This is a genomic window from Myroides sp. DW712 (genome assembly GCF_046557355.1).
Classification (GTDB): domain Bacteria; phylum Bacteroidota; class Bacteroidia; order Flavobacteriales; family Flavobacteriaceae; genus Flavobacterium.
The window spans coordinates 25,257-51,162 of record NZ_JBKFDO010000021.1; the positions used below are offsets into that span (position 1 = coordinate 25,257).

26 protein-coding genes are annotated in these 25,906 nt (G+C 37.9%); 17 read left to right on the forward strand and 9 right to left on the reverse strand.

Features of this window, described 5'->3' with window-relative positions:
* Positions 1-72 precede the first annotated feature (72 nt).
* Together ACLJX0_RS14010 and ACLJX0_RS14015 are read right to left on the reverse strand one after the other, a co-directional pair.
* On the reverse strand, positions 73-483 hold the full coding sequence (locus ACLJX0_RS14010) for a hypothetical protein (RefSeq protein WP_410881257.1): 411 nt from the start codon (positions 481-483) through the stop codon (positions 73-75).
* A gap of 11 nt (positions 484-494) precedes the next feature.
* Positions 495-1,868, reverse strand: a complete 1,374-nt coding sequence (locus tag ACLJX0_RS14015; protein ID WP_410881259.1) for an MFS transporter — start codon at positions 1,866-1,868, stop codon at positions 495-497.
* Positions 1,869-1,950: 82 nt separating this feature from the next.
* Between ACLJX0_RS14015 and ACLJX0_RS14020 the strand changes: the two genes are divergently transcribed.
* The 4 genes from ACLJX0_RS14020 (at position 1,951) to ACLJX0_RS14035 (ending at position 5,655) form a co-directional block, all read left to right on the forward strand.
* On the forward strand, positions 1,951-2,808 hold the full coding sequence (locus tag ACLJX0_RS14020; protein WP_410881261.1) for a helix-turn-helix domain-containing protein: 858 nt from the start codon (positions 1,951-1,953) through the stop codon (positions 2,806-2,808).
* Between the two features lie 348 nt (positions 2,809-3,156).
* A complete protein-coding gene (locus ACLJX0_RS14025; RefSeq protein WP_410881263.1) occupies positions 3,157-3,573 on the forward strand; it encodes a hypothetical protein in 417 nt (138 codons plus the stop codon).
* 176 nt (positions 3,574-3,749) lie between these two features.
* Positions 3,750-5,033 (forward strand): adenylosuccinate synthase, encoded by a 1,284-nt coding sequence (locus tag ACLJX0_RS14030; protein ID WP_410881265.1) that lies wholly within the window; start codon positions 3,750-3,752, stop codon positions 5,031-5,033.
* Positions 5,034-5,088: 55 nt separating this feature from the next.
* A complete protein-coding gene (locus ACLJX0_RS14035) occupies positions 5,089-5,655 on the forward strand; it encodes a Crp/Fnr family transcriptional regulator (RefSeq protein WP_410881266.1) in 567 nt (188 codons plus the stop codon).
* 671 nt (positions 5,656-6,326) lie between these two features.
* On the opposite strand, the gene ACLJX0_RS14040 is transcribed toward ACLJX0_RS14035, so the two are convergent.
* Positions 6,327-6,821 carry a GNAT family N-acetyltransferase gene (locus ACLJX0_RS14040; protein WP_410881268.1) on the reverse strand — a complete coding sequence of 165 codons (495 nt, stop codon included), beginning with the start codon at positions 6,819-6,821 and terminating at the stop codon, positions 6,327-6,329.
* A gap of 99 nt (positions 6,822-6,920) precedes the next feature.
* On the opposite strand from ACLJX0_RS14040, the gene ACLJX0_RS14045 reads away from it, so the two are divergent.
* The 7 genes from ACLJX0_RS14045 to ACLJX0_RS14075 all read left to right on the forward strand — a co-directional run bounded on the left by ACLJX0_RS14045 (position 6,921) and on the right by ACLJX0_RS14075 (position 15,908).
* Positions 6,921-8,270, forward strand: coding sequence for a sigma-54-dependent transcriptional regulator (locus ACLJX0_RS14045; protein ID WP_410881270.1), 1,350 nt, complete (start codon positions 6,921-6,923; stop codon positions 8,268-8,270).
* Positions 8,271-8,582: 312 nt separating this feature from the next.
* On the forward strand, positions 8,583-8,660 hold the full coding sequence (gene kdpF, locus ACLJX0_RS14050; protein ID WP_182646779.1) for a K(+)-transporting ATPase subunit F: 78 nt from the start codon (positions 8,583-8,585) through the stop codon (positions 8,658-8,660).
* Positions 8,661-8,764: 104 nt separating this feature from the next.
* Positions 8,765-10,459, forward strand: a complete 1,695-nt coding sequence (gene kdpA, locus ACLJX0_RS14055) for a potassium-transporting ATPase subunit KdpA (protein ID WP_410881272.1) — start codon at positions 8,765-8,767, stop codon at positions 10,457-10,459.
* Position 10,460: 1 nt separating this feature from the next.
* Positions 10,461-12,479 carry a potassium-transporting ATPase subunit KdpB gene (gene kdpB, locus ACLJX0_RS14060; protein WP_410881273.1) on the forward strand — a complete coding sequence of 673 codons (2,019 nt, stop codon included), beginning with the start codon at positions 10,461-10,463 and terminating at the stop codon, positions 12,477-12,479.
* Positions 12,480-12,483: 4 nt separating this feature from the next.
* Entirely contained in the window at positions 12,484-13,044 is a 561-nt protein-coding gene (kdpC, locus tag ACLJX0_RS14065; protein WP_410881275.1) for a potassium-transporting ATPase subunit KdpC, read from the forward strand.
* Positions 13,045-13,047: 3 nt separating this feature from the next.
* Complete coding sequence (locus ACLJX0_RS14070) at positions 13,048-14,178, forward strand: sensor protein KdpD (RefSeq protein WP_410881277.1); 1,131 nt, start codon at positions 13,048-13,050, stop codon at positions 14,176-14,178.
* Positions 14,175-15,908 (forward strand): ATP-binding protein, encoded by a 1,734-nt coding sequence (locus tag ACLJX0_RS14075; protein WP_410881279.1) that lies wholly within the window; start codon positions 14,175-14,177, stop codon positions 15,906-15,908. Before ACLJX0_RS14070 ends, ACLJX0_RS14075 begins: the two co-directional genes overlap by 4 nt.
* Before the next feature lie 45 nt (positions 15,909-15,953).
* Here ACLJX0_RS14075 and ACLJX0_RS14080 read toward each other — a convergent pair whose 3' ends face one another.
* A complete protein-coding gene (locus ACLJX0_RS14080) occupies positions 15,954-16,580 on the reverse strand; it encodes a helix-turn-helix transcriptional regulator (RefSeq protein WP_410881281.1) in 627 nt (208 codons plus the stop codon).
* A gap of 170 nt (positions 16,581-16,750) precedes the next feature.
* Between ACLJX0_RS14080 and ACLJX0_RS14085 the strand changes: the two genes are divergently transcribed.
* From ACLJX0_RS14085 to ACLJX0_RS14100, 4 genes are all read left to right on the forward strand, one after another.
* Entirely contained in the window at positions 16,751-17,248 is a 498-nt protein-coding gene (locus tag ACLJX0_RS14085) for a DUF2480 family protein (protein ID WP_410881283.1), read from the forward strand.
* A 640-nt stretch (positions 17,249-17,888) separates the two neighbouring features.
* On the forward strand, positions 17,889-18,053 hold the full coding sequence (locus ACLJX0_RS14090) for a lmo0937 family membrane protein (RefSeq protein ID WP_410881285.1): 165 nt from the start codon (positions 17,889-17,891) through the stop codon (positions 18,051-18,053).
* 95 nt (positions 18,054-18,148) lie between these two features.
* Positions 18,149-18,292, forward strand: coding sequence for a hypothetical protein (locus ACLJX0_RS14095; protein ID WP_410881287.1), 144 nt, complete (start codon positions 18,149-18,151; stop codon positions 18,290-18,292).
* A gap of 50 nt (positions 18,293-18,342) precedes the next feature.
* Positions 18,343-18,537, forward strand: a complete 195-nt coding sequence (locus tag ACLJX0_RS14100; protein WP_410881289.1) for a CsbD family protein — start codon at positions 18,343-18,345, stop codon at positions 18,535-18,537.
* Positions 18,538-18,971: 434 nt separating this feature from the next.
* Here the strand turns inward: ACLJX0_RS14100 and ACLJX0_RS14105 are convergent, their stop codons facing one another.
* Positions 18,972-19,676, reverse strand: a complete 705-nt coding sequence (locus ACLJX0_RS14105; protein ID WP_410881291.1) for a hypothetical protein — start codon at positions 19,674-19,676, stop codon at positions 18,972-18,974.
* A 395-nt stretch (positions 19,677-20,071) separates the two neighbouring features.
* On the opposite strand from ACLJX0_RS14105, the gene ACLJX0_RS14110 reads away from it, so the two are divergent.
* Both ACLJX0_RS14110 and ACLJX0_RS14115 read left to right on the forward strand, forming a co-directional pair.
* A complete protein-coding gene (locus ACLJX0_RS14110) occupies positions 20,072-20,914 on the forward strand; it encodes an SDR family oxidoreductase (protein ID WP_410881293.1) in 843 nt (280 codons plus the stop codon).
* Between the two features lie 547 nt (positions 20,915-21,461).
* A complete protein-coding gene (locus ACLJX0_RS14115) occupies positions 21,462-22,397 on the forward strand; it encodes a helix-turn-helix domain-containing protein (RefSeq protein ID WP_410881295.1) in 936 nt (311 codons plus the stop codon).
* Between the two features lie 60 nt (positions 22,398-22,457).
* Here ACLJX0_RS14115 and ACLJX0_RS14120 read toward each other — a convergent pair whose 3' ends face one another.
* The 4 genes from ACLJX0_RS14120 to ACLJX0_RS14135 all read right to left on the reverse strand — a co-directional run bounded on the left by ACLJX0_RS14120 (position 22,458) and on the right by ACLJX0_RS14135 (position 25,122).
* Complete coding sequence (locus ACLJX0_RS14120; RefSeq protein WP_410881297.1) at positions 22,458-23,042, reverse strand: DUF4142 domain-containing protein; 585 nt, start codon at positions 23,040-23,042, stop codon at positions 22,458-22,460.
* A 14-nt stretch (positions 23,043-23,056) separates the two neighbouring features.
* A complete protein-coding gene (locus tag ACLJX0_RS14125; RefSeq protein WP_410881299.1) occupies positions 23,057-23,659 on the reverse strand; it encodes a DUF4142 domain-containing protein in 603 nt (200 codons plus the stop codon).
* Positions 23,660-23,793: 134 nt separating this feature from the next.
* On the reverse strand, positions 23,794-24,426 hold the full coding sequence (locus tag ACLJX0_RS14130; protein ID WP_410881301.1) for a ferritin-like domain-containing protein: 633 nt from the start codon (positions 24,424-24,426) through the stop codon (positions 23,794-23,796).
* Positions 24,427-24,495: 69 nt separating this feature from the next.
* A complete protein-coding gene (locus ACLJX0_RS14135) occupies positions 24,496-25,122 on the reverse strand; it encodes a KGG domain-containing protein (RefSeq protein WP_410881303.1) in 627 nt (208 codons plus the stop codon).
* Between the last annotated feature and the right edge of the window lie 784 nt (positions 25,123-25,906).

A 25,906-nucleotide genomic window follows, 5' to 3' on the forward strand; every position in this document is an offset into this window, starting at 1 on the left:
ACTAGATGAGATAAACCTCACCAAACCTCACCTATCTATCACCCTGAGAGGCACACTGTGAACTGTACACTGTCAACCGTTAACCATCTCCCAATCTTCCACCAAATGATACCAAAGCGCCTTTCCTTCTTGCAAAAGAAATACAGCAGAAGCCGTTCGTTTATTTTGCGCATCTCCTGTGATTTGGATTTCCGTATAAGTAACAACAACATGGTGAGTGGTGGCGTATCCGTTGAGGTTTTCTAGGGTAATCGTTCGCGTGGGAAATTGCCCATAAACTTGTTGTAACCATTGGGTTAGCATGAGGAAGTCGATGGTTTGCCCCTCTCCATTACGGAGAGTAAATGCGGGGTGAAAAGTGTTGATGAGGGCATCATATAACGCCTGTTTGTCGGTTGCAGTACCGTTGAACCATTGTTCAATATGCGTACAAAAATCGCGAACCTGTTGTTGGCCTAGCGCCAAATAATCTATTTTTTGCATTGTGATATGATTTACTTGTTATTTTTTTTGTTGCGGATAAAAAAGGCAAGACCAATAAGCTGTACAGCGCCAATGCCAACAAGAGCAAAAGCCAAAGCAGTTGAAAATCCAGTCTTTGCAGCCAAGGAGAAGAATAGCGTTCCGATAATTGCCCCGCCTAAGACACTACCCACTTGTATAGTGGTACTGACAATGCCAGAAGCTTGACCTGAGTGTTCGGTTGGAATACTGCGTATACTCTCTCGCATCATAACGGGCATGATGATACCATGACCTAGACCTGCAACCAAAAAGAGCAAATGCGTGATTCCATTGGGTTCTCTTAGGCTGTAGAACATTCCCCCTAAAAGGATAAAGGCAACGAATAAGCACCCTAAGGCAAAGGGAATACAAAAGTTTGCAGAACGGTTTATTTTCGCAAAAGCGATAGGGCCAAAGAAAAAACCAATACCATAGGGAATAATCGCCAAACCAGCAGGTAGTACCTCCCAATGCAAATGCGTTTGCAGGTAGTAAGGATAGCAAATAAAGAGTCCGGCTGTAAAATTGTAAAACAAAATTATTGGTAAATGACGTGCAAAGGCTTTGTTTTTGGCGAGTTTCATCGATAAAAGCACGGGTTGATTGTCTTGTTCTCGTTTTGTTTCATACTGTATAAAAAACAAAAATAAAAGGATACTCAAGATCAAACAGACAAAAATCCACCAGGGCCATTGAAACGTACGCCCATAAACCAAAGGCGTAATAAAACCAATAAGGCTGCTGATGATTAGTATGACCCCGAGATAATCTAAGCGTTGTTTGACCCTCGGTTCATTCGGCATATACCGATAAATCCCATAAAGACAAACAGCTGCCACGGGAACATTGACCAAGAAGATAATTTCCCATGTCATTCCCCATAGTGGAAATTTGAGTAAGATTCCTCCGAGTAATTGCCCCACAATAGCGGCTAAACCAAAGACAGAACCAAAAATACCCAAGGCTTTTGGACGTTCTGCTTCCGCGAAGAAGATTCGAATCGAAGCTAATACCTGAGGAGCGAGTAGAGAAGCGCCAATGCCCTGAACAAAGCGAGAGAAAATAAGCCACGAAATGCTTGGCGAAAAGGCACAGGCCAGTGAAGCAAAGAGAAAAATCCACAAGCCCAAGGTAAAGATTCTTTTTCGCCCATAGCTATCCCCTAATTTACCACTGCAAACCACCAGGGCAGCATAGGTTAATCCATAAATGGCGATGACCATTTGCAATTGATTGGCAGTTGCCTGAAAAGCGTGCTGTAGGGAGGGCAGTGCCATATTGACGATGAAGTAATCTAAAGGAGATAAGAACGCTCCGGCTACTAAATAGCGCAAAATAATCCATCGATGTTGATCGGCATTCATATTGATATTTTTTATTTCTTTGCAAAGGAAACACGATAGATACAAAATAAGTTGTACTTAAAAAGGTTTTTGTTGTTTTATTATGAAGCAAAAGAGTAGTATGGATACCCTTTTAGTCCAACAAATACGTTGTGATGAAGAAGCCTTTATCCTACAGTCTAAGGCAGAGTTGACTTTGGTGTATGTGCAAGAAGGGCAGGGGATAACACAGTTTGATGGACAAGTGATTCCCTTTCAGAAAGGAAAACTCTTTCTGATACCTTTTGATACTCGTTATGTATTTCAAAGCGATGGACTTACTCGTTTTTTGGTTGTGGAATGTCCCCAATCGTTTATTACGCAAATTCGCCTAGAAGCAGATCGCATTGAAACCTGCGATAATCTACATAAACTAACCTATATTACCCATCATTTTCACACCAAAGCAGGCTGTGTTTTTCGCAACCCAGAAGATGGGGAATTGGCAGCGCATCTGTTGAAGGCAATCGAAAGAGAATCGGCCAATCCCAATCAAGATTACCTGATTATTCGACAAGGAATGGCTATTTTACTCAATCTTGTGGCTCGTAACCTCATTCAACGTGATTTTGAGCAATTGGAAGCAAGTAAACGAGAACAAGAGGTGATGAAATTGATTACGTATGTGCAACAAAACTGCGCCAATCGGCAGAAAGTGACCATCGAGGCTTTGTCAGAAACCTTTGGAATTGCCAAAAGCTACCTTGGAGAGTACGTTAAGAAACACTTGGGCATCTCCCTCCAAGAGTACATCCTCGATTATAAGTTTCAATTGGCCGAAATTCGATTGAAACACAGTACGATGCGCCTCAAAGAAATCGCTTTCGAATTGGATTTTAACGATGAGAGCCATTTCTCTAAATTGTTTAAAAAATACAAAGGTGTAACACCTTCTAAATACCGAGCGCTCTATCGACAATAATTTGAATTGTGAAAAATGCAATTTTACAAAGGAGGAAATAAAGGCTTTAACTAGAAGCTAAGCTGTAGGTTATGCGAAGTTTAAGCAATAAAATACAGGGTGTAAATCGCTTATTTAGAAGATAAAGAGAATTGGTTATGCAAGAGGAGATTTTCGCTTCTCTAGGCACTCATTTTTTTTAATTGAACGAATAAATTGTTTGATTATGTTTTGTGTTTTTTATTTGTTAAATATATTAAAAATAAGGAATTTTATTTATTTAAATCATACGTATTTTGAATAATATTTAATCTTGATGGGCTGTTTTTAGTATCTTTGTTTAGATAACTAATGTTTAAAAAGAAAATCATGATTAAAAAAATTGCAATTTATTCTTTTGTATTGATTAGCAGCTTGGTAGTAGGAACGAGTTGTAGTAGTGATGACAACAAAAGTGATGGAGGAGAAGGAGTAAAGAAAGGATCGGCATCTGCTACAGTGGCGGGAACCTATAAAGGAGTGTACAGTTCAAGTGAATTTGACAAGCTCCTAATTGTTGAAGATCTTGGAAATAACAAGATTCGAATGAGTGGAAACGACAAAACACCCATAGAAATGGAGGTTCAATTTGTTTCTGAATATACGGATCATCAGGATGTTATGCATAAAACAGGTGAACTAGCTGGAGTGTTGGTCTATTCAGCGGATGCAAAAACACTGACATTTTCTGGAAAAAGAATAATGGAAAATCAAAAGCTTATTTTCTTTAAAGGAACAAAACAATAAGTTTTTTTAGGTGCGGTTTGTTAGAAGCTTATCTTGTTACAAACCGCACTATTTATAAATGTTCCTCTCTTTTATCTCACCTAGTTTATTGTTGTTTGGCTTTTTTGTCATTTGACAATTGCGCTCCAACACAAGCAACCTACTTTTGTTGTTTAATTCTTTAAAATTCGAACAAGATGAGTATGGATATTTTAGTGGGACTCCAATGGGGAGATGAAGGAAAAGGAAAATTTATTGACCATATTTGCAGCCAGTATGACCTCGTAGCTCGTTTTAATGGAGGAGCGAATGCAGGACACAGCATTTACTACAACAACCAAAAAGTAACCTTGAAATTATTGCCGTCGGGGGTGTTTTATCCCAATACGCTCAATGTTATTGGAACGGGGGTTGTGGTTAATCCCATTCAATTAAAACAAGAAATCGAACAGTTGATCGCGTTGGATGCTTCTTTAGCCGTAGAAAAACGCTTGTTACTTTCAGCCAAGGCCCATTTGGTTCTACCTACTTATCCCTATTTTGATCGATACTACGAAGAACATCCACAATTTAGAACCATAGGCACAACTAAAAACGGAATTGCACCCGCTTATGCCAATAAAATACTGCGCCATAATCTTCGGGTAGGTGAGGTATACCGTGCGGCTTTCCCCATTGAATTACAAGCAATTGTAGCGAGACAATATATTGAATTGCAACAACTAGGATGTGAATTGCCTTTGTTGGAAGATATGATGGCTGAATTTTTATCGGCTATTGAATTTTTAAAATCCCTAGCCATTATTGACACAGAACTGTATGTGAATCAGGCCCTAAAAGAAGGCAAAAAAGTTTTGGCAGAAGGCGCGCAAGCAACGATGTTAGATATTGATCACGGTACCTATCCTTATGTGACTTCATCGAATACCATTGCAGGAGGAGCTTGTACTGGATTAGGGGTTTCGCCAAAGAACATAGGAGAAATTTTTGGCGTAACCAAAGCCTATACGACCCGTGTAGGAGAAGGGATTTTTCCAACGGAGTTAGTTGGTGTTGAAGCAGATGAACTGCGCATCAAAGGGGGAGAGTTTGGCTCCAATACCAAACGCCCAAGACGTGTGGGATGGCTGGATATACCTGCGCTGAAGTATGCTGTCATGGTTAATGGCGTAACCCAACTAATTGTAACAAAAGGAGATATTTTATCTGATCGAGAAGAAGTGCCTATTTGTATACAGTACGAAGTAAACGGAAAAAAACAAGCCTATTTTGACGTCAATCAACAGGAAGAAGATATTCAACCCGTGTATCAAATGATGCAAGGATGGAGGGGAGACTTCACGCTCATACAAGACGAAAGTCAAGTACCCACGGCATTCCTTGCCTATATTCACTTCCTAGAACAACAAGTAGAGGTAGCTGTTACTTATCTTTCCACAGGGCCGAATAGAGAAGAAATTATTGAATTGAAACGAAAATAAAAGCGTTATTGCCTAACTTTATAGCACAGGACGACCGAGAGTAAAAAATGCCCACATGGAAGAATTATTTACCTACATTGAAAAATTTGCTACACTAACAGTAAAAGAACGCGAGCGCATTGAGGCAGTATTCACGCCAAAGCGCATTGCCAAAGGAGATTACTTTGTAGAAAGTGGAAAGATAAGTCATACGATTGCCTTTGTAGAATCGGGAGTATTTCGATCTTTGTACTACAATAAAACAGGAGACGATTTTACGCGCTATTTCATTTATGAAGGTCGTTTTGTAGGCGATTTGCACAATTTCTTTATCCAAACTCCTGCCAATGATTATGTGGAAGCCATCACAGATGCAAGTGTTTGGAGTATTGATTATGCCGACTTTCGTCAGTTGGAAAAGGAAATATCAGTTTGGCCTTTGTTGATGGCTAAACTTCATGCTTTTGCGACGGAAAGTAAGTTGAAAACCGCTAATATGATGCTGAACTTAGAAGCAAAAGATCGCTATACGTTCTTTCTTAATCATTACCCCGGACTCGTTAATCGAGTGCCCCTGAATATGCTCGCCTCTTATTTGGGTATTACGTCCTCTTCTTTAAGTCGTATTAGACGAAGTGTTTAGTTGACGGTTGACAGTTTACGGTTTACCTTGACAGTTGATAGTAGATAGTTTACGGTTGACTGGTTCACGCTCATTAGGCATAAAGGATGCAACAGATGCGACTCTTCGTTCCCTCATGGTGAACAGCTAAACAGCAAGATAGAAAGGTTTCATTCTTCATTAATTCAGCCAAATATCAAAAGTACCTCCCAAAAAATACAAGTCCTTTTATCCCATTCTTCCTAATTAGGGCATAAATAACACAAAATACGTATTTTTTTCCTGCCACTATAAATGATAAATAGCACGTGGTCAATTAGTTATAAAAGTTTGGTTTTGGTTTTGTTCGGTAGTTGTTTGGTAATTGCTTGTAAAAACTGCGGTTTTATAAGGTTCTAAGCTACCTTTACCAAACAAAACTAAAACAAACCCCAAACAAACCCCCTAGTAAACTACACTCAAAATCCATTTTCGTGTTTCTTTTTTCTGCTTTTTTGTTTTTTTGTTGGTTGCTTTTTTGTTAATCTAATCAATCACTAGGTTATCTTTTGCAGCCGAAGAAGAAGAAGAACTCTCACCAACCCACACCAACCCACACCAACCCTCACCAACCCTCACCAATCCACACCAAACCTCACCAACCCTCACTAATCCACACCAAACCTCACCAATCCACACCAACCCACCATTCACTAATCACCCTTCACCAAAATCAATTTCTCTGTTGGCAAGTCATCTTCAACCCCAACAAAAAAGCTAGTAAAGCCAAATTTCTCTAGTAATCGTCTAGATGCAGCATTGGCTGGATCAATGATGCCAATAATCGTAGTTGTTGGCGCGTGTTTTTGAGCAAGAGCCAATAATGCCGTACAAATTTGAGTACCATACCCTTTTCCCCAATACATTTCTTTTAGGATGTAGCCAATTTCGAGTTGCGTGCGATCGCGTTTGTTCCATTCCATTTTACCATCGCCCATATAAGTTCCTTCCGCATCGTAGATTTTAAAATAACCAAAAATAGGATCTTGAGCATTCACAGCTAAAATACTATTGAATTTCTTTTGGGCTTGTTCGATGGTTAATCCTTGACCCGAAACATAGCGCATGACGTTATCTTCTTTAACAAGAGAGTAAAAAAGAGTAAAATCAGCAGCAGTATAGCGTTGGAGTTGAATCGTGTTTGTCATTTGTTGTAAAAATTGAAACAAAGATAGGGGGTTATGGACAAAGTTTATCCGGTATTGAGGATTGTTTTATACCTTTAACAGCGTGAAAACAAAAATCCTATGAAACAAGCGAAGATTCTTATTGTGGATGACGAAGATAAGTTGCGCAAGCTATTATCTCGTATTATTGAGTTGGAGGGATTTGAAGTCCATCAAGCAGAGCATATCAAGGCAGCGACAAAGAAGTTAGCTCAATATCCGATTGATGTGGTTTTATGTGATGTAAAATTACCCGATGGGAACGGTGTAGCTTTTGTTGAAGCGATGAAAAAAGACCATCCTTTGGTTGAGGTTATATTACTCACTGCTTATGGCAATATACCCGATGGCGTACAAGCCATTAAAAATGGCGCCTTTGATTATATCACCAAGGGAGATGATAACAATAAGATTTTGCCGTTATTGTATCGCGCATTGGATCGAGTGAAACTCAACCGCAGCTTGCAACCACAGCTGGTAGAACTAGCGGAGCCCATTACTGGATTTGATCAAGTGATTGGTACCTCTTCTGTTTTGATGGAGGCCATTCACCTTGCGAAACGCGTAGCACCCACCAATGCAACCGTTTTATTGACAGGAGAAACAGGAACAGGAAAAGAAGTCTTTGCACAAGCCATTCACCAAGGAAGTCCAAGAGGAAATCAGCACTTTGTGGCGATTAACTGTTCCGCCTTTAGTAAAGATCTGTTGGAGAGTGAATTGTTTGGCCATAAAGCAGGGTCATTTACCAATGCAACCAAGGATCAAAAAGGATTATTTGAAGAAGCCCATCAAGGAACCTTATTCTTGGATGAGATTGGAGAGATGCCCATGGAATTGCAGGCGAAACTACTGCGCGTTTTAGAAACAGGAGAATTTTTAAAAATAGGAGAGACCAAACCTACTAAAGTAGATGTGCGAATTATAGCGGCTACCAATAGGGATTTTGAAACCACAATTAAACAAGGCCTTTTTCGAGAAGATTTGTACTATCGTTTGTCGGTTTTTGAAATTAACCTTCCTCCTTTACGAGATCGTAGAATAGACATTCCTATACTCGCAGCGCGCTTTATCACGCAGTTTGCTAGGGAACAGGCGAGCGAGGTGCAGACCTTATCTCCAGCGGCTTTGGATGCTTTGTTGCCTTATACTTGGCCTGGGAATATTCGCGAGTTACGTAATGCAATGGAACGCGCGACGATTCTGTGTACACAAACCGCTATTCAAGTGAGTGATTTACCGTATGAAATTCAAAAGCAGTACACGCCCTCAGCAGGAACAAGTCTAGCCTTGGATCTTGCTACAGTAGAAAAACAGCACATTCAACGCGTTTTGCAACACACCAACGGCAATAAAACCAAAACAGCCGAACTCTTAGGGATTGCTTTGACTACTTTATATCGAAAAATGACAGAATACAAGATACAATAGTAAAAACGCCTCAGGAGGCGTTTTTTGTTTAGCTAATCGTGACCCTATCATTTTGATAGACTTGCATAATATAAACCCTATCATTTTGATAGGGTTTTGTTTTTTTATAAAAAACATTTGCTTCTAGTGTGCTTGTTTCTAGTTGTTTAGATGAGGTATGGATGAAAGTGGCACGGCATTCGCTTATCTAGTTGTACTAAATCAAAATGAAAAATGATGACTCTTTTTGGCTGTATTGCTTTAGGTATTTTCTGCTTTGTATTGTTTTACAAAGCCCTTGACTTTTTTGAAAACCTTTAATGTTTATCTCTTATGATTGTATTACTAATAATAGCCTTGGCTGTATTTGCCTATCTGTGTTATGTCCTACTCAAACCAGAAAAATTTTAAAACAACCCTCCAGGAACTTGGAGTGATTTGTTTGGTCTTTGTGATGATTTATGGACTTGTCTATCTCATTCACCAACTTTTAGTATTAATTGATTGAAGTAAAAATGAATACAGAACTATTCGGAATTATCGTCACTTTTTTAGTGGCTGTAGGAATTGTGATTCCCTTGGGAAAATATATAGCAAAAGTGTATGCGGGGGAACCCACTTGCTTAGATGGTATCCTGTCGCCTATAGAGCGACTCTTATACAAAAGCAGTGCCATTCAACCAACAGAAAGCATGAATTGGAAGCAACATTTACTTGCGTTGCTCACTATTAATGCGGTTTGGTTTGGGATAGGATTTATCTTATTACTCACTCAGGGAAGTTTACCCCTTAATCCAGATCACAACCTCAGCATGCCACCAGATTTAGCCTTTAATACCATCATTTCTTTCTTGGTGAATTGCAATCTACAGCACTATGCTGGAGAAACGGGCGTAACCTATTTGACGCAACTGTGGTTGATGTTTCTACAATTTGTAAGTGCTGCAACGGGAATGGCTGCTGCTGTGGCCGTATTTGAAGCCTTTAAACATAAAACTACCACGTTATTGGGGAATTTTTACGTGTATTTTGTTCAATCCATTACCCGTATTTTATTGCCTATTAGTTTGGTTGTAGCTGTTATTTTGATTTTTCAGGGTACACCGATGACCTTTAAGGGCAAAGATACTATCATCACGTTGGAAGGGCAACAGCTAGAAGTATCTCGTGGTCCTGCTGCGGCTTTCATTGCTATTAAACACTTGGGAACCAATGGGGGAGGATTCTTCGGTACCAATTCAGCACACCCGTTTGAAAACCCAACCTATTTGACCAATATGACTGAAATGGTGGCTCAGTTGATGATTCCTTTAGCCATGATTTTTGCCTTTGGGTATTATATCAACCGCAAGCGATTTTCTTGGATGATATTTGGTGTGATGACGGTGGGGTTTTTATGTCTCGCTGTACCCAATGTACTTATGGAAGCAAAGGGAAACCCCAATATACTAGCGATGGGAATTGACACTTCTTTAGGGGCAATGGAGGGGAAAGAAGTACGTATAGGAGCTGCAGCATCGGGTTTTTGGAGCATAGTGACAACCGTTATCTCAACGGGATCTGTCAATGCGATGCACGATAGCATGATGCCATTGTCAGGAATGAATCAATTGCTTGCTATGATGATTAACTCATTCTATGGCGGGGTAGGTGTTGGTATTTTAAACTTCTTTGTTTTCATTGTTTTGGCGGTATTTATCAGTGGGTTACTAGTTGGACGAACACCTGAATTATTTGGCAAGAAAATTGAAGCCAAAGAAATGAAAATTGCCATGGTTATTGCGCTAATCCACCCTCTTTTAATTTTGAGTAGTACTGCTTTAGGAGCCGCTTTTCCCGAAATGACAAAGGATACACTAAATAATCCTTCCTTCCATGGATTTAGCGAAATGCTCTATGAATATACCTCTGCTGCGGCTAATAATGGTAGTGGTTTTGAAGGAGTAGGAGACAATACACCGTGGTGGAACTTTTCTACGGGGATAATTCTCTTACTGGGGCGCTTCTTGCCAATTATTGGTCCTGTAGCATTAGCAGGAAGTTTAGCGCAAAAAAAATACGTTCCAGAGAGTGCGGGTACCCTAGCGACAGATACGGCTACATTTGGAACTATTGTACTGACTGTGATTCTTATTGTTGCTGCTTTAGCGTTCTTCCCCGTATTAACTTTAGGACCTATAGCCGATTATTTTACCCTAACTAGTTTATAATATGACAACTCAAAATACTACCGCTCTTTTTCAAAAAAATGCGGTGATTAAAGCAACGAAAGAAGCTTTTATTAAATTAAATCCCCGAACTTTGATTCACAATCCGGTAATGTTTACCGTAGAAATAGGAACCGCTATTATGTTGGGGGTTTGTATTTGGATTGCGATGGGAGAAGCAAGTCAAGGGAGTTTAGGGTATAATTTCACCCTGTTTACCTTATTGTTGGTTACGTTGCTATTTGCCAATTTTGCAGAAGCTATCGCTGAAGCAAGGGGCAAGGCACAAGCGGATAGTTTGCGCAAAACCAGAGAGGAAACCCCAGCTATCTTAGAAGATGGTACACCAGTTTCTTCTTCAGCCTTACAAAAAGGCATGGTGTATTGTTGTGTAGCGGGAGACATAATCCCTGCGGATGGAGAAATTATTGAAGGATTGGCCACCATTGATGAAAGTGCTATTACGGGAGAAAGTGCCCCTGTGATTCGCGAGGCAGGAGGAGACAAGAGCTCAGTAACAGGCGGTACAAAAGTTTTATCCGATCGCATTAAAGTACGCGTAACAGCGCAAGCAGGCGAAAGTTTCCTGGATAAGATGATTGCATTAGTCGAAGGAGCAAATAGACAAAAATCGCCCAATGAAATTGCGTTGACCATTTTATTAGCTGGATTTACGCTAGTATTTACCTTGGTTATTATTACCCTTAAACCCTTTGCTGATTTTGCCAACGTCTCAATTTCTATTGGGGCTTTAATCTCCTTGTATGTATGTTTGATTCCAACGACTATTGGAGGTTTGCTATCTGCGATTGGTATTGCGGGAATGGATCGTGCCTTGCGTGCAAATGTCATCACCAAAAGTGGAAAGGCGGTTGAAACGGCAGGAGATATTGACGTCTTGTTGTTGGACAAAACAGGAACTATAACCATTGGAAATCGCAAGGCAACGCATTTTTATCCAGCTGAAGGAATAGATCAAGTAATATTGATTAAAGCCTGTGTAATGAGTTCATTACAGGATGATACTCCAGAAGGAAAATCTATTATTGAATTAGCTCAAGCTGATCCAAACGACTTTGTGGTGTCCAATCCTCGCTTTATTTCCTTTACTGCAGAGACGAGAAGTTCGGGAGTTGATTATGAGGGGATACGCATTCGAAAAGGAGCCGTAGATGCGATGAAAAATAGCTGTATTCAGGCAGGACATGCTTTTCCTCAAGACGTGGAAGATTGTGTGAAACGAATTGCAGAAAATGGAGGAACGCCTCTAGTGGTGACGCAAAATGAAGTTGCTTTGGGGGTTATTGAATTGCAAGACATCATCAAGCCGGGTATTCAAGAGCGCTTTGCCCGTTTGAGAAAAATGGGGATTAAAACGGTCATGGTAACGGGTGATAATCCGATGACTGCGCAATATATCGCGACAAAAGCAGGAGTAGATGATTTTATTGCAGAAGCTAAACCCGAAGATAAAATGAATTACATCAAGCAAGAACAAGCAGAAGGGCGTTTAGTGGCGATGATGGGAGACGGAACCAATGATGCGCCTGCTTTAGCTCAGGCTAATGTAGGAGTAGCGATGAATAGCGGGACACAAGCCGCTAAAGAAGCTGGAAATATGGTCGATTTAGACAATGATCCCACCAAGTTAATTGAAGTGGTCGAAATAGGCAAACAGCTGTTGATGACTAGAGGAACCCTCACCACCTTCAGTATTGCCAATGATGTAGCCAAGTATTTCGCGATTATTCCTGCTTTGTTTATCACAGCGATTCCCGCGTTGGAAGGAATGAATATCATGCAGCTCCACAGTCCGCAAACCGCCATATTATCTGCCGTTATTTTTAATGCGATTATCATTCCATTCCTAATTCCCTTGGCGTTAAAAGGCGTGGCGTATAAGCCCATTGGTGCCAGTGCTTTGTTGCGTCGCAATTTATTGATTTATGGATTGGGAGGTGTACTAGTTCCTTTTTTTGGCATTAAATTAATTGATCTTTTTGTTTCACTTTTTATTTCGTAAACACATGAAAACAAATTTATTACCATCGATTATTTTAACTACAGCTTTACTTGTTTTGTTGATGGGGATTTACCCCTTGACGCTATGGGGAATTGCACAATTGGCTCCCAATAAAGGAGGAGGAGTTATCATAGAAAGTGAGAAGGGAAAACAATATACAACTATTGGACAAGCATTTATTGCTGATCACTATTTTTGGTCTCGTCCTTCCGCAGTTGATTACGATGCAGCAGGATCAGGGGCGAGTAATAAAGCCACGACTAGTGCTGCTTATTTAGCAGAAGTAGAACAACGTATAGCGGCATTTAAAGCAAAGAACCCAACGGTCCAAACAGCAGAAATTCCCGTGGATTTAGTAACAGCTAGTGGTAGTGGATTAGATCCGAATATCTCGGTACAAGCGGCTTACGTACAAATTGCGCGCATTGCACAGGCTAGGAGTATGACAGCGAAACGCTTGGAGCAATTGGTGGCCACACATATTCAATCGCCTTTATTGGGCGTGTTTGGACCTCAAAAAATCAATGTGTTGGAATTGAATATGGCATTAGATGCTTTAGAATAGCCAATGGAAAGAGAAACACGACAAAGCGCAGAAGATTTCCTTGCACTCATCCGTCGTTCCAAACGCGGAAAGTTTAAGGTATACATCGGTATGAGTGCTGGAGTAGGAAAAACCTATCGCATGCTAATGGAAGCAAGAGATTTGATGCAAAAGGGCATTGATGTAAAGCTAGGGTATATTGAAACCCACAATCGAAAAGAAACCCATGCACTCTTGGAAGGATTGCCGATGATTCCTAGGAAAGAAGTGTTCTACAAAGGCAAGCGGGTAGAGGAGCTAGACTTAGAGGCGATTTTACAAGATTGTCCAGAAATTGTTATTATTGATGAACTCGCGCATTCCAATATCGCAGGTAGTAAAAATGCAAAGCGTTGGCAAGATGTTCTCGAAATACTTGAGGCGGGTATTCACGTTATCTCCGCGTTGAACATTCAACATATCGAAAGTTTACACCAGGCAGTGCAAGAGATTACTGCTATCGATGTAACAGAGCGTGTCCCTGATAAAGTGATACAAGAAGCGGATGAAGTGGTCAATATCGATTTAACCGCTGATGATTTGATTGAGCGCCTAAAAGGGGGAAATATTTATCCTCAAGATAAAATTCCCGTGGCTTTACAGCATTTTTTTACTTCGTCTAATATCTTACAACTGCGGGAATTGGCCTTAAAGGAAGTCGCTTTACACGTAGAGAACAAAGTTGCTACAGAGGTGAGTATGTCGATTTCAGCTAAACCCAGTCGCTTCCTGGCGTGTATCAGTTCCAATGATAAGAATGCCAAGAATGTCATTCGAAGAACGGCACGTTTGGCAAGCTATCTCAATTCGAAATGGTATGTCCTCTATGTGCAAACCCCAAAAGAGCACCCCAATAAAATTGCTTTAGATAAACAGCGCCATTTGATTAATAATTTTAAATTAGCTACAGAATTAGGAGCGGAAATTGTGAAGAGTGAACATGCCAATATTGCGAAAGCTATTCTAGAACAAGTAGAACAACGACAGATTACTACCATTTGCATTGGTAAACCTCGTCTGCGCTTGTATCAGATTATCTTAGCTACGAATGTATTCAATCAGTTGTTAAAAAAATTGACCTCACTACCTATTGACCTTATAATTTTTTCAAAATGAGAATCAAAACAAAACTAACCTTGGGCTTGGGCCTCTTGTTCATCCTAATTGTTTTTTTGGGTGGGATAGGAACGATTTATATTCATTTCCTCAAGCAAGATACCCGTAATATTTTACACGATAATTATAATTCCCTTTTGTATGCTAAGAGTATGTTGCGTGCCTTAGATCAAAAGGGAGATCGCCATTTGGTTCAGTTTGAGGAACAGTTGAAAAATCAGGAGCAGAATGCAACCGAAGTAGGAGAAAAAGAAATGAATGCTACCTTGCGGAGCTATTTTGAATCCTACAAGTTGAATGGACAGCAAGCGACTGATTTAGTACAAATAAGAGAATGGTTGATTGAGGTAATGGAGATGAATATGAAAGCCATTGAGTTCAAAAGCGAATTAGCAAATAAAACAGCAGTACAAGCAACGATTTGGCTTGCTATTGCTGGAGGAGCCTGTTTTGTTATTGCTTTGATTTTACTGATGAATCTCCCCTCCAATATTGCAGATCCTATTCAAAAGTTAACCGCTAGTATTAAGCAAATTGCCAGTAGTAATTACAAAGAACGCGTGTTCTTAGATCAACAGGATGAATTTGGAGAATTAGCTCAATCGTTTAATACGATGGCTCAAAAGCTAGAAGAATACAACAGCAGCCACCTAGCTAAATTAATGCGTCAAAAGAAGCGAATAGAAGCATTGATCAACAGCATGTCTGATGTGGTGATTGGGCTGGATGAAAATATGCAGGTCATCTTCGTCAATGAGGAGGCATGCAAAGTACTGGGACTTTCAGAAGAGGAAATGGTGGGTAAAAGCAGCAAAGATATTGCCATTTACAATGATTTAATGCGCCTGTTATTAAAAGAAATTAGTGTACCTCAGACGGAAAAAGAACCTTTTAAAATCATACACAATGACAAGGAGAATTACTTTGACCAGCAATTCTTACACATTGAAATTACCCCAACGGGGGAAGATGCTAAAGAATTGGTTGGGCACGTAATTATGCTAAAAAACATTACGGAGTTCAAGGAATTGGATGCGGCTAAGACGCGTTTTATTGCTACGGTTTCTCATGAATTTAAAACACCGATATCAGCCATGAAAATGAGTTTGCAGTTGCTGAAAAATGATCGCATTGGTGAGTTGAATGAAGAACAACATATCTTGATTGACAGTATCCAAGATGATGTTGGACGTTTGCTAAAAATTACGGCTGAACTGCTGAACTTAACGCAAATTGAAAGTGGGAAAATTATGATGAATATGAAGCCAACAAACGTACAGCAGATTGTGCAATACGCGTTGGAGGCTAACCATATGCAAGCGGAACAAAAAAAGATTGACGTTTTGTTGGAACTGCCTGAACGTTTGAACGCTATCCAAGTGGATGTGGAAAAGACAACTTGGGTGTTAACCAATCTACTTGCTAATGCACTTAATTACTCCCATGAATCTTCTCAAGTTGAGGTTAAAATCACGCAAGATGCTAGTAAAACGACGATTACAGTAAAAGATAAAGGTATTGGTATTCCTCCAGAATATCTACATCGCGTTTTTGACCGCTACTTTCGGGTTCCTGGTACGCACCGAGAAGGGACGGGCTTAGGGTTGTCAATTAGCAAAGAATTTATTGAAGCCCAACGAGGAACGATTGCGGTTCACAGTGAATATGGAGCAGGAAGTGAATTTTCAATTACAGTACCCTCTGTTCAGGAAGGAGTAGTAAAAAACTAGAAAAACAGGCCTCTGTTTTTTTTGAGAGGCTTGTTTAAAAGAATACTAGCTAGTTGCCGTGATTTTATAGACACAACGCTGTCCTTCCACGAGTAAGTGAGCAATGCGTTTCACTTGATAGTCTGTGCCGAGCAATGAGCTGAAATTGCGTAATTCAGCCCGACAAAATCCTTGACAAGCAGTAGCTGCTGCACAAATAGGGCAGTGGTTTTCAATGAGAAAATAAACGCCTTCTTTTTCCTCCCAATGCGCCATATAGCCCTCTTCTGTTCGGATTTGCGTGAGTAAATCTAGCTTTTGTTCTAAGCTAACTGCCGAGGCTAGTCGTTTTTCATAACGCGCATATACTTTTTTTTCGCGCTCACCAATCAGTAAATCCAGTGCATTCTCTCCCAACAATGTTTTAACTGAATGAAGAAGTTCTACAGTTACCTCTGCATGGGCGTCTGGTAGCCTGGCAATTCCCTTTTCACTCAGGGTGTAATAGGTGATAGGACGTCCTACACCTTCCCTTTTTGACGTGCTAATAATCAAGCCTTCCTCCACGAGTTTCAACAGGTTTTGTCTAGCTCCTTCTTTCGTGAGGCTTAATTCTTCAGCAAGCGCAGCTGCTGTTATTTCACTAGTAAGTCGGATAAACTTCAAGATGTGATCAACTAAGGATTTTTTCATTTGACAACTAAACATTGTTTTATTGGGCGACTAAGTTAAGTAAATTCGCCCAAATGACAAGAATATTGAATAAGGTAAGGTGGTAAATACAATGCATGCTTAATAAAACAATAAAAAATTGTTTTATTAGTTTTTATCCGTAGTTTTGTGTTTAATTAGAAAGTAAGAAGATGTCATCAGAACCTTTTGTAAACAAAGTTGAAGCATCAGGAATTATAGCATTTGACCTGGTGGATTATCGCCCAGCAATTGAGATTGTTGGATTTGATATCAAGCAATTGCTCTTTATGGAAATGATTATCAAAGAAAAAGAATTTCGCGCGGCTTTAGCTGCAATTGATTTTACTCTTTATACGAACAAAGCAGTTGCTATTTACTGTTCGGTGGATACCATTATCCCTTCGTGGGTATACATGGTTATCGCTAGTAAGTTGCACAATTGTGCAGTTCACTTTGATTTTAAAGATAAAGCAGCATTGGAATTAGATCTCTGGCGATCTAACGTTGAAGCGGTTGATCTAACTCCTTATCAGAATCAGAAAGTAGTTGTTCGAGCTCGCCCTCAAATTCCACCAAGCTTATATTTATTGGCTACAGACCGCCTAAAGCCTTTAGTAAAAACCTTGATGTATGGTGAAATTGGAATGCCAAAAGTAATCGCTAAATAAAGAGTTGTTTTTGTTGTTGTCACCCTCTAAAAGCTCAAAAAGCCACTAGCTTTTTTGAGCTTTTTTTATGCCTGTATAGCGTGGAGTACCAGAAGTAGTTCGCTGTTAGGGCCAGTAGCTCCTCGTCTCTTAGAGATTTTTTTTAAACGGAATATCAATTACTTTTTTGGTTTTGTGTAAGTGAAAAGAATGAATAATGGGTCTAGCTTGTTTATTTTTAATTTATCGATATAAAATGTAGAGTATACACACAGTTAGAGGATTGTTTCTACATTTTTATACACAATTTTGTTTTTTTTATGTTGTTTTCTTGCTAATTAGATAATTTAATGCAAACAGGCTTGTATCTAAGCTATAGCCTACTATGACAGAAAGAATACATGTTCTATTTTGAATTTTTTTTAGATATAATTCGCATTTTGTATACTTTTTGTTCTATTATAAGTAAGAAAGTTAGATTATTCTTACTTAAAAAGAAAAAAGAACAGTATCGCGATAAAATGTTCAAATGAGAATTAAAGATAAAAGAGAAGGAAGAAGGACATTCATTTAAAAAACTTATTTCTTCCAGACTGAAGGTTAAGTTTCCTTACGAGATAGGGAAACTAGAAAGAAGAGTAAAAACGCTAAAATCAAAAAAATGAGAGATATTTTTTGGATCATTGTGATTCTTTTACTGTTAGGATGGGGAGTTGGTTTTTTTGCCTTTGGGCAATTAATCGGAGAGGCTATACACATTTTACTGTTAGTTGCTTTAATTATGCTTGTCATACGTCTTGTTCAAGGAACAAAGAGTAAAGTATAAGACCTAAATTCCCACTTGAAAAAGCATATAGACAAAAGGAAAAAAAATTGTAAAAATGTTGCTACATCAAGTGTATTAATTAAAAAAAGTACGTTATGAAAAAAGATGAATTTTACAAGTATGGAAAAATCCTTTGTTGTGTGGCTGCAGGTTTAACTGTAGTAGCTTTTGTGTTAAAGAAAACAATACATCATGCGGAGGAATGTTTAGAAGCGTGTTCTAACACTGAAGAGAAATAGAACACCAATTGATAATAAAATTAAATAATAACCATAAAAAACATAAACCTATGAATAAGTTAGAATTAGAAGGAAAATGGAAAAGAGTTAAAGGAGCAGTCAAACAAAAATATGGCGAATGGTTTGACAACGACGCTGTTTTTGCCGAAGGAAAATGGGATGAAGTGGTAGGAAAAATGCAAGAGAAAAGCGGTAAAACACGAGAAGAACTGGAAGATGTAATTCGTAATTGGAAGGAGGAGTAACAATATTCTGTTTTAGTTCATTATACTAAAAACGAAAGAAGAGAGAAGTACGAAACAAGTATATTCCTTGACTAGGCTTCTCTTTTCTTTACTCAAACTGGTTGAAATAGGATCAGGAATACCCTCGATTTGCTTGAGTTTTTGATTCAAGTCTCGAGATAATTGAAGCTATGAAAAAGGAAAAAACCCTGTATACGAGTTATATAGGGTTTTTTTGTTGTTTGGCTTTTGTTTTTCGTTGTTCGCCTTCGTTTTGAATAGAATATTGTAGTAAAACGATCAATTGAACTAAACGCCAAACGCCAAATCCCAAATCCCAAACACCAACCCCCCGAATATAACGTGAAATAGTAGGGGATAAAAAGACAAAGAGGAAACTTGATTCAAGCTTCCTCTTTGTTTACAGAAAATAACGAAATATAAATTGGAATGAACTAATCATTGTATCGACTTCCAAAACCGTAGCGTCTTGATCTGCGGTTGTTGTAGGATTGGTCATCGGTAAAGATCGAATCTCTTGATGTATCCATAGTATCGTACTGATGAGAGGTTCTTCCTAACGTATTGCGAGAACGATTGTTTCTCCCGCTTTGCGAGGAATTATACCCCTGGTTGTATGATTGATTTTGCCCGTAGTTTTGCTTTTGATGGCCATATTCTCTTGGTGAGTTCATACGATAAGGATGGTCATACTCTTGATCATATCGATTATCAAACGCTTCATTGTACCCATAGTAATCGTCGTTGCCTTCATAACTATTGTCATTATAATTAGGATGGTCTGAGTAATAATCATTTCTCGCGTAGATTTCTTGGTTGTAATCTCTTTGACGATTCATTGGGTGCTCCAAGTTTCTATCATAGCTATCCATGTAGTTGGAACGCTGATTGGGATGATACTCATTATCGTTGAAATACCCATCATTTTCATAATCTACGTGGCTGTCGTATTGAGGATTTCTTGAATTATTGAATCGATAGTCCTCTCTATCATTTGTGTTGTGATTATAATCGTCAAAACGATAATTATCTTGAAATTGATTCTCGTTGTAGTTATCGTAATTTCTTGGATGACCAGAGTTATTCATAGTACTTCTCTGACGATTTGATCTTGCTCTGTTGTTATTGCGATTATTCATATTCTTGAAGTTTTTTGATTAATAAAAAGTAGTGACAGCTAGTATTTATTATTTCATTGCTTCAATAGTGCTTAAACTAAATCAAAAGTCATGCTAAACTTAAATATGCAATTATTTAAATTACTTATGGCTATTTGTTTTAAAAAGCAAAAGAGGAAAAACAGGGGAAGCATAGTGTTTTTTTAGTTCAAAAGAGTGTTTATTATGTTGTTATTTTATACAATGGATAAAAAAATAGAGTGATTTTGTAGTGCCTTTATCTACATTTTGTAGAATTATTGCCCGTAGATTCTACATTTTATTTTTCAAAGTAGCGTAAAATGAAAGCAGAAGAGAGAGAAAAAGGAAATTGCACGGTTTTCGTTTTACTTTAAACAACCAAAAAAAGTAAAAAAATGAAAAAAGAGAAAAAACAAAGCCCTCCAGGAAGTGAGCATCGCATGGAAAATTATCCCGACCATGGTGAATATACGTATAAAGGGCATGCATTATTTGCGGGTAAAACAGTACTTGTTACCGGAGGAGATTCGGGGATAGGAAAAGCCATTTCCATTGCTTTTGCTCGAGAAGGAGCTAATGTAGTATTGGTTTATTTATCCGAAGAAGAACAGGAAGACGCCAAAGATACGCTACAATGGATAGAACAAGCTGGTGTAAAAGGACTGGCTATTCAGGCGGATATCAAACAGGCGGACAACTGCAAAAAGATAGTAGCTACTACAGTTGAAATTTTTGGGCAAATAGATGTCTTAATTAACAATGCTGCTTTTCAGAAAGAACACAAAGCGTTTGTAGCTATTACGGAAGAAGATTTAAAAATGACGTATGAAACCAATGTGTACGCCTTATTTTATATGACGAAGTATAGCTTAGACCATATCCCAAAAGGAGGAAGTATTATCCATACAACTTCAGTTAATGTGTATGATCCCAACCCTGATTTATTGATGTATGCATCCTCTAAAGCAGCCATTCAAAATTTGACCGCTAGTATGAGTAAGATGTTCTTAGAACAGGGAAAGGGTATTCGTGTAAATGCCGTTGCGCCAGGGCCAGTATGGACACCTTTGATTCCGACAACTCTTTCCGATATCGACACTTTTGGACAAAATACACCATTGAAACGACCTGCACAACCGAGTGAAATTGCTCCTGCCTATATTTTTCTTGCTAGTGAGGCAGCCAGCTATATTTCGGGTACTATTATTTCTGCTACAGGGGGACGCATTACATTATAGGTGTTTAATATCTACACTTTCTTGAAATAATTTCTTCAAAGGTTGTATTCCTTTTGACAAAAAAGGTCTACGACCTTTGATTTTTTTTATACCTTACTACGGCAATTAAAAGTCTAGGGATATCCCTTCTTCTTGTCCTACTGTTGTATTTACTCAATCAAGACGAGGGCTCAATAAGTCATAGCATTGCATCTACTATAAAAAGTGTTATTAAATTGCTATACTTTTTGAAAATATGTACATTTGTTGTTGAAATAGTGCTATTTAAAAAATTTAAATCGAATATAAATAATAGAAGTGGTATATATGAAGTGTTTTCATATGCGTCACTTTCGTTTTTTGGTATAATTTGGACAAGAAATTCATCCTTTTTGTTTCATTTGATTCAGGTATGTTGGTATTAAAGGTAAAAAGGAGATAGGAAAAGGTCTAAAATAGATAAGTGAACTATCTTTTAGCAGCGCATGAGGGTGACCAATTAAATTTATTAGGTAGTGAAACTAGTGGAGAGTATTTTGAAAATCAATAAAAGAACTAATAGTATCCCATGTCCATTACAATCAGCAAAGAAAGACTAAAGGCTTTAATTGAAGCACTAGAGGAATTATCCAACGGAAATTATGCTAAACGCCTTAATCCAAAAATGGAGCAAGATTGTTTCTCTCATGCTGAATTTTTGTTTAATATTTTGGCGGGGAATTATGAAAGTAAGTTTAAGTATTTTATTTCTTTACAACCAACCTTCGGATACGAATTCGTTACCACAAGTATTGTCAAAATTAGTGCTCAAGGACAAATTTTAGATTTATCGCTTATTCAAGATAATCAACAGTCTTTCGATGAAACGGTATTTGTTAATCGCAATGTAATTGATTTTTTAGAAGAAGAACAGCAAGAAAAGTGGATGAAGCATTTTTTGATGTTTTTACAAGCTCCTGCGGCTAAAAACTCCTTTTCTTTGCAGTTGAGCGTTGATGGGCAAAGGCTCAATGGGTACTGTGGTTTTCACTATATGGACAAGTCACATGATATTTGGATGAGCTTTGCTTTGGTAAATCCTATCATTCAGGAAAATCATCAAACTAGTCCAGCTGCATTTAAAAAAATGCGAAAAATGAATGAAACAGAGCGCGATAAAATTCAACGTATCCACGCCTTACTAGGGACTAAAGATTATGAGAAAATTTATACCATAGACGAACTTTGTCAGGCGTTTGATTTAAGTAAAAGTACCTTTCAGAAAGGATTTAAATTACTATATAATCAAACTTTTTATACGTATTATTTAACTCAGCGTATTGAATATGCGCAACAATTATTGGCATATTCGGAGTGGTCTATCCAGGCAATTGCAGAAAAATGTGGTTTTTCGGATTATTCTAGTTTCTTCCGCAATTTTCAAAAGGTAGTCCAGTGTAGTCCAGCGCACTATCGAAAACAGAATTACAAAGGATTGAAGATTGACGATTTCTTGGTAAAATAAACCGCCTAAATTGAAAGAGATTTAGGCGGTTAGAAAAAAAAATAAAAGCTTAAAATGTTGCTATTTTAGTTGTTTATTTTGGATAAAAGTTGCGGCTTCTAAATGGGAACGTACTTCTTGTAAAGTCTCATTCAATTGATTTCTCATATTTTGGTTGTCAATTTTATTAATAGCATCAATCAAGACATCTGCAGCTTGGTTGTGTTTTGAAATAACAATTTCTAGCCATTTTTTATCAAAGTTCTTCGCTTTGGTTTGTTCTAAGTCTTGTATTTCTTCCCATTGTTTATCCGATAGATTATGAGGTACTGCATAGTGGAAGTCAGCTGCCAAAACATTGAGTTTTTGTAGTCTTTTTTCATGGTGTTTCTCTAATTCAGCAGCAAAATCACGGATATTTTCATTGGTTGATTTTTGCTTGCCCAATTTGCCCAATTCAATCTCAAAAAGTTGATCGTGAACAATATCGACCAAATAGGTGGAGTAATCGACTACTTTTTTGTGGGTTACTTGATGCTGTTGATTGGCTTGGTTTTGCTCTTTTGCTATTTTTTCAGGCGCCTTGGCTTTGGGTTGATCCTTGCACGAAGTGACAAGTGCAAACAAAAAAATGACGAATAATAGGGGTTTTTTATATGTTTTCATAATTTCTATATTGGTTAAATATCATGTAATAAGTTAACGCCTTGGTCAATACGCAATTCGATTTCTTGTATTAACTTGCTGTAAAACGTTTGTAAATCAGCGTTTTTAGTGCTTTTTTTTAGATACCAAAGTACCTCGCGAATGCTAAATTGTAACTTAATAGTTTCATCTAGAAAGTCGCGGTCGTAGGTAGAGAGGTTTGGTGTTTCTAATTTCGGTAGAAGGAGTTTCGTTCCTCTTCGAAATAAAAGTTCCTCTTGTTTTTCTCTGCTAATCAGACTTTCCATCTCTTGGAGAGCATGCTCATATTCAAGCAAAACACGTTCTGCAAATTCTTGAATCTGTGGTTGTTGACTTTGCGTTATTGCAATTTTGGTATAGTATAACTGGGTAGCCAATAAATCACTGAATCGCTTTTGTAGCGTCTCCTGATCGGTGGTGTCATACTGGTCATCATACGAAAATGGAGCCGTGTGTACTGGTTTTGGTACACTTTCTTCCTTGTATAAGTATTGTTCTGAATTGGATTTGTTCTTACAAGAAACAAATAAAAAAAAGACAAAAAACAGGACGGTAAAGAGGATAACAAAAAGTTTGTAAGTAACGGATACTCCCATAAATAGATGTGTTTAAGTGAATAAAAGTGGCTTACCAGGGTCAGTAATTTTTCGAGTATGAGTGACTATGGAAATAACCCTGAATAAGCCACTTGATTTTCAAAAATCTAGCAATTTTATTGAGTAGAATAAAACTATTTTTTTAGTTTAGTTTCTTTATCTTTAGTAGCGCTAGCGCTGTTTCGTTTTGTACTGCTTGAAGAATTTTTTTCCTCCTCTTTCTCTTCATTTTCTTGAGTATGACTTTCTTCTTCACTGGCTTGTAGGTTAATGTGACATTCTCCTATTTGGGTAAGCTCAAAGTCTGTATCTTCTTCTTCTTCAAGGGTTTGTTCAAGTAAGTTGGCAATTTCATACGCCTCGATGGCTAAAGCAAATTGAATTAACCCACCATAAGTAGCAATTTCATAATGCTCGATTTGTTGGGCTACTACAATCAGTCCTGCATCCCTTACCATACTGTTATCCGGGGTAACCTTAATTATTTTTTGTGTGATAGCTTCAAAGGTTTCCATCACTGCACAGCTTTGTTTTTCCACAGTAAGATCTAATTTTCTGAAGATGCGCTCTAAGCGCATGATTTGTCTTTTGGTGACAAGTTCATGATCTTGGAAGCTCTCTTTTAATTCCTGTGTCGTAGCGGCTTGTATAAGCGTAGGTAGTGCATCTACAATAGCATGCTCGGTATTGTAGATCCCTTTCAGTAGCTTGATAAATAAGGTCTTAAATGCCGGACTTGTTTCCGATATATCAGTTGAATTTTTCATATTTTTTCTTTTTTTATAAAAGAAGGAGAAGAATCTCCTTCTTTTAATTGATATGGGTCTAGCAGTTAATTATCTTCTAGCGCCACTTGTTGAACGTCCGCCACCATGGGATGCACGACCACCCATTCTTGCTATTTCAGTTCGCTTAGCTTTGCTCATTGAGGCGAAACCTCGACGGCTAGTCCCATTATTTGAACCGTTTGCTGAATGTGAACGGTTTGAATTATTCGAAGAAGAATAGGATCTTCCTCTCGAAGTAGCTCGTCCATCACGAGAAGTACTACTAGAACTTCTGCTTCCTGAACCTTGCCCCATATTTCTTGATGAATTATTGGATCTACCTCTGGAAGATGAACCATACGATCTACTAGAGCGTTGATTATCATAATGACCTGAACTTTGAGTTCTCCCGCTTCTTGATTTTGAGGTGAATCGACCTTGTGCATCACGAGGATGATCGCCTTCATTAAAGTTTGAATATGGATCTTGATTATCATCTTCATCATAATCGAAGTCCTCTTCATCAAAGAAGTATTCTAAATCTTCTTGATCCATTTCATCATTGTAACGCTCATCATCTGCACCATCGTCATACCCATGTTCATACCCGAGTTGGTAAATCTCTTCTGCCATATGATAAAAAGCAGATTGTCTGTTGTCTTGAGACGGACTGTTTCTTGAATTTTGGTGATTCATAATTTTGTTTTTTTAAAGGGTTTATATACACTGTGATACTAGCTGTCCTAAATAATTTTCACAGGTATTAAGTAAGGTTCAATTTTCATGCACAAAAAGAAATAATGAAATTTTTAGTTAATTTTCATTAGGTATTAGTAGATAGTGTTAAAAAAATAGAATACAGATGCTATTCTAGCGATAATGCGGGATAGAAGCAACAAAGGCTTTGTTTTACTATAAAAATTATTAATTGTATTTTTTAACTAAAAAATGTGTTTATTGTAAATTAAAAGGAGTTAAAAGTGTTTTTTATATTTTTATATTCTGTTAAAAAAAGAAGTTAAAGAATTAATTGGTGCTTAAAATAATGTAAGTTATTGATTAATAGCTGTTTATGTCTTTTTGAATTTTTTTGTTTTATTCTTTTATTTTCTAGTTATCTTTAAGTAAAATGGGTTTAAAATACACAAAGTGTGGTTTTAATTCCCGATTTTTCTACATTTTATTTGAGGCATTTTTTATTTATGTCATTTATTTCAATGGTAAATTAAAATAATAACAATAAAAATAGGAAGAAATAGCGGTGTAAGAAATACTAGCGTTGAAAAGGCATTTTAAGCGCGTAGTTGTTGGGTCATGCTTTCTTATAAGTGGTAGTGAAACAGGAAGAGAGATGCTGAAATGAGTTTTAATTCAGCACGAATAAGTTAGAGAAACACATGGATTTTAGCTCAATTTAGGAGTAGAATAGGAGCAAAGAAGAGGTAATTAAATCAAGTAGACCGTAGGAAAACCATTGAAA

Bases quoted from the DNA above. Each gene is read 5' to 3' on its own strand.
- ACLJX0_RS14080 (WP_410881281.1), bottom strand. From the start codon at position 16,580: ATGAAAAAATCCTTAGTTGATCACATCTTGAAGTTTATCCGACTTACT.
- ACLJX0_RS14115 (WP_410881295.1), top strand. From the start codon at position 21,462: ATGTCCATTACAATCAGCAAAGAAAGACTAAAGGCTTTAATTGAAGCA.
- kdpC (WP_410881275.1), top strand. From the start codon at position 12,484: ATGAAAACAAATTTATTACCATCGATTATTTTAACTACAGCTTTACTT.
- ACLJX0_RS14130 (WP_410881301.1), bottom strand. From the start codon at position 24,426: ATGAAAAATTCAACTGATATATCGGAAACAAGTCCGGCATTTAAGACC.
- kdpB (WP_410881273.1), top strand. From the start codon at position 10,461: ATGACAACTCAAAATACTACCGCTCTTTTTCAAAAAAATGCGGTGATT.
- ACLJX0_RS14120 (WP_410881297.1), bottom strand. From the start codon at position 23,042: ATGAAAACATATAAAAAACCCCTATTATTCGTCATTTTTTTGTTTGCA.
- kdpA (WP_410881272.1), top strand. From the start codon at position 8,765: ATGAATACAGAACTATTCGGAATTATCGTCACTTTTTTAGTGGCTGTA.
- ACLJX0_RS14135 (WP_410881303.1), bottom strand. From the start codon at position 25,122: ATGAATCACCAAAATTCAAGAAACAGTCCGTCTCAAGACAACAGACAA.
- ACLJX0_RS14035 (WP_410881266.1), top strand. From the start codon at position 5,089: ATGGAAGAATTATTTACCTACATTGAAAAATTTGCTACACTAACAGTA.
- ACLJX0_RS14125 (WP_410881299.1), bottom strand. From the start codon at position 23,659: ATGGGAGTATCCGTTACTTACAAACTTTTTGTTATCCTCTTTACCGTC.
- ACLJX0_RS14100 (WP_410881289.1), top strand. From the start codon at position 18,343: ATGAATAAGTTAGAATTAGAAGGAAAATGGAAAAGAGTTAAAGGAGCA.
- ACLJX0_RS14015 (WP_410881259.1), bottom strand. From the start codon at position 1,868: ATGAATGCCGATCAACATCGATGGATTATTTTGCGCTATTTAGTAGCC.
- ACLJX0_RS14030 (WP_410881265.1), top strand. From the start codon at position 3,750: ATGAGTATGGATATTTTAGTGGGACTCCAATGGGGAGATGAAGGAAAA.
- ACLJX0_RS14075 (WP_410881279.1), top strand. From the start codon at position 14,175: ATGAGAATCAAAACAAAACTAACCTTGGGCTTGGGCCTCTTGTTCATC.
- ACLJX0_RS14020 (WP_410881261.1), top strand. From the start codon at position 1,951: ATGAAGCAAAAGAGTAGTATGGATACCCTTTTAGTCCAACAAATACGT.
- ACLJX0_RS14070 (WP_410881277.1), top strand. From the start codon at position 13,048: ATGGAAAGAGAAACACGACAAAGCGCAGAAGATTTCCTTGCACTCATC.
- ACLJX0_RS14105 (WP_410881291.1), bottom strand. From the start codon at position 19,676: ATGAATAATCGCAATAACAACAGAGCAAGATCAAATCGTCAGAGAAGT.
- ACLJX0_RS14040 (WP_410881268.1), bottom strand. From the start codon at position 6,821: ATGACAAACACGATTCAACTCCAACGCTATACTGCTGCTGATTTTACT.
- ACLJX0_RS14085 (WP_410881283.1), top strand. From the start codon at position 16,751: ATGTCATCAGAACCTTTTGTAAACAAAGTTGAAGCATCAGGAATTATA.
- kdpF (WP_182646779.1), top strand. From the start codon at position 8,583: ATGATTGTATTACTAATAATAGCCTTGGCTGTATTTGCCTATCTGTGT.
- ACLJX0_RS14010 (WP_410881257.1), bottom strand. From the start codon at position 483: ATGCAAAAAATAGATTATTTGGCGCTAGGCCAACAACAGGTTCGCGAT.
- ACLJX0_RS14095 (WP_410881287.1), top strand. From the start codon at position 18,149: ATGAAAAAAGATGAATTTTACAAGTATGGAAAAATCCTTTGTTGTGTG.
- ACLJX0_RS14110 (WP_410881293.1), top strand. From the start codon at position 20,072: ATGAAAAAAGAGAAAAAACAAAGCCCTCCAGGAAGTGAGCATCGCATG.
- ACLJX0_RS14090 (WP_410881285.1), top strand. From the start codon at position 17,889: ATGAGAGATATTTTTTGGATCATTGTGATTCTTTTACTGTTAGGATGG.
- ACLJX0_RS14045 (WP_410881270.1), top strand. From the start codon at position 6,921: ATGAAACAAGCGAAGATTCTTATTGTGGATGACGAAGATAAGTTGCGC.
- ACLJX0_RS14025 (WP_410881263.1), top strand. From the start codon at position 3,157: ATGATTAAAAAAATTGCAATTTATTCTTTTGTATTGATTAGCAGCTTG.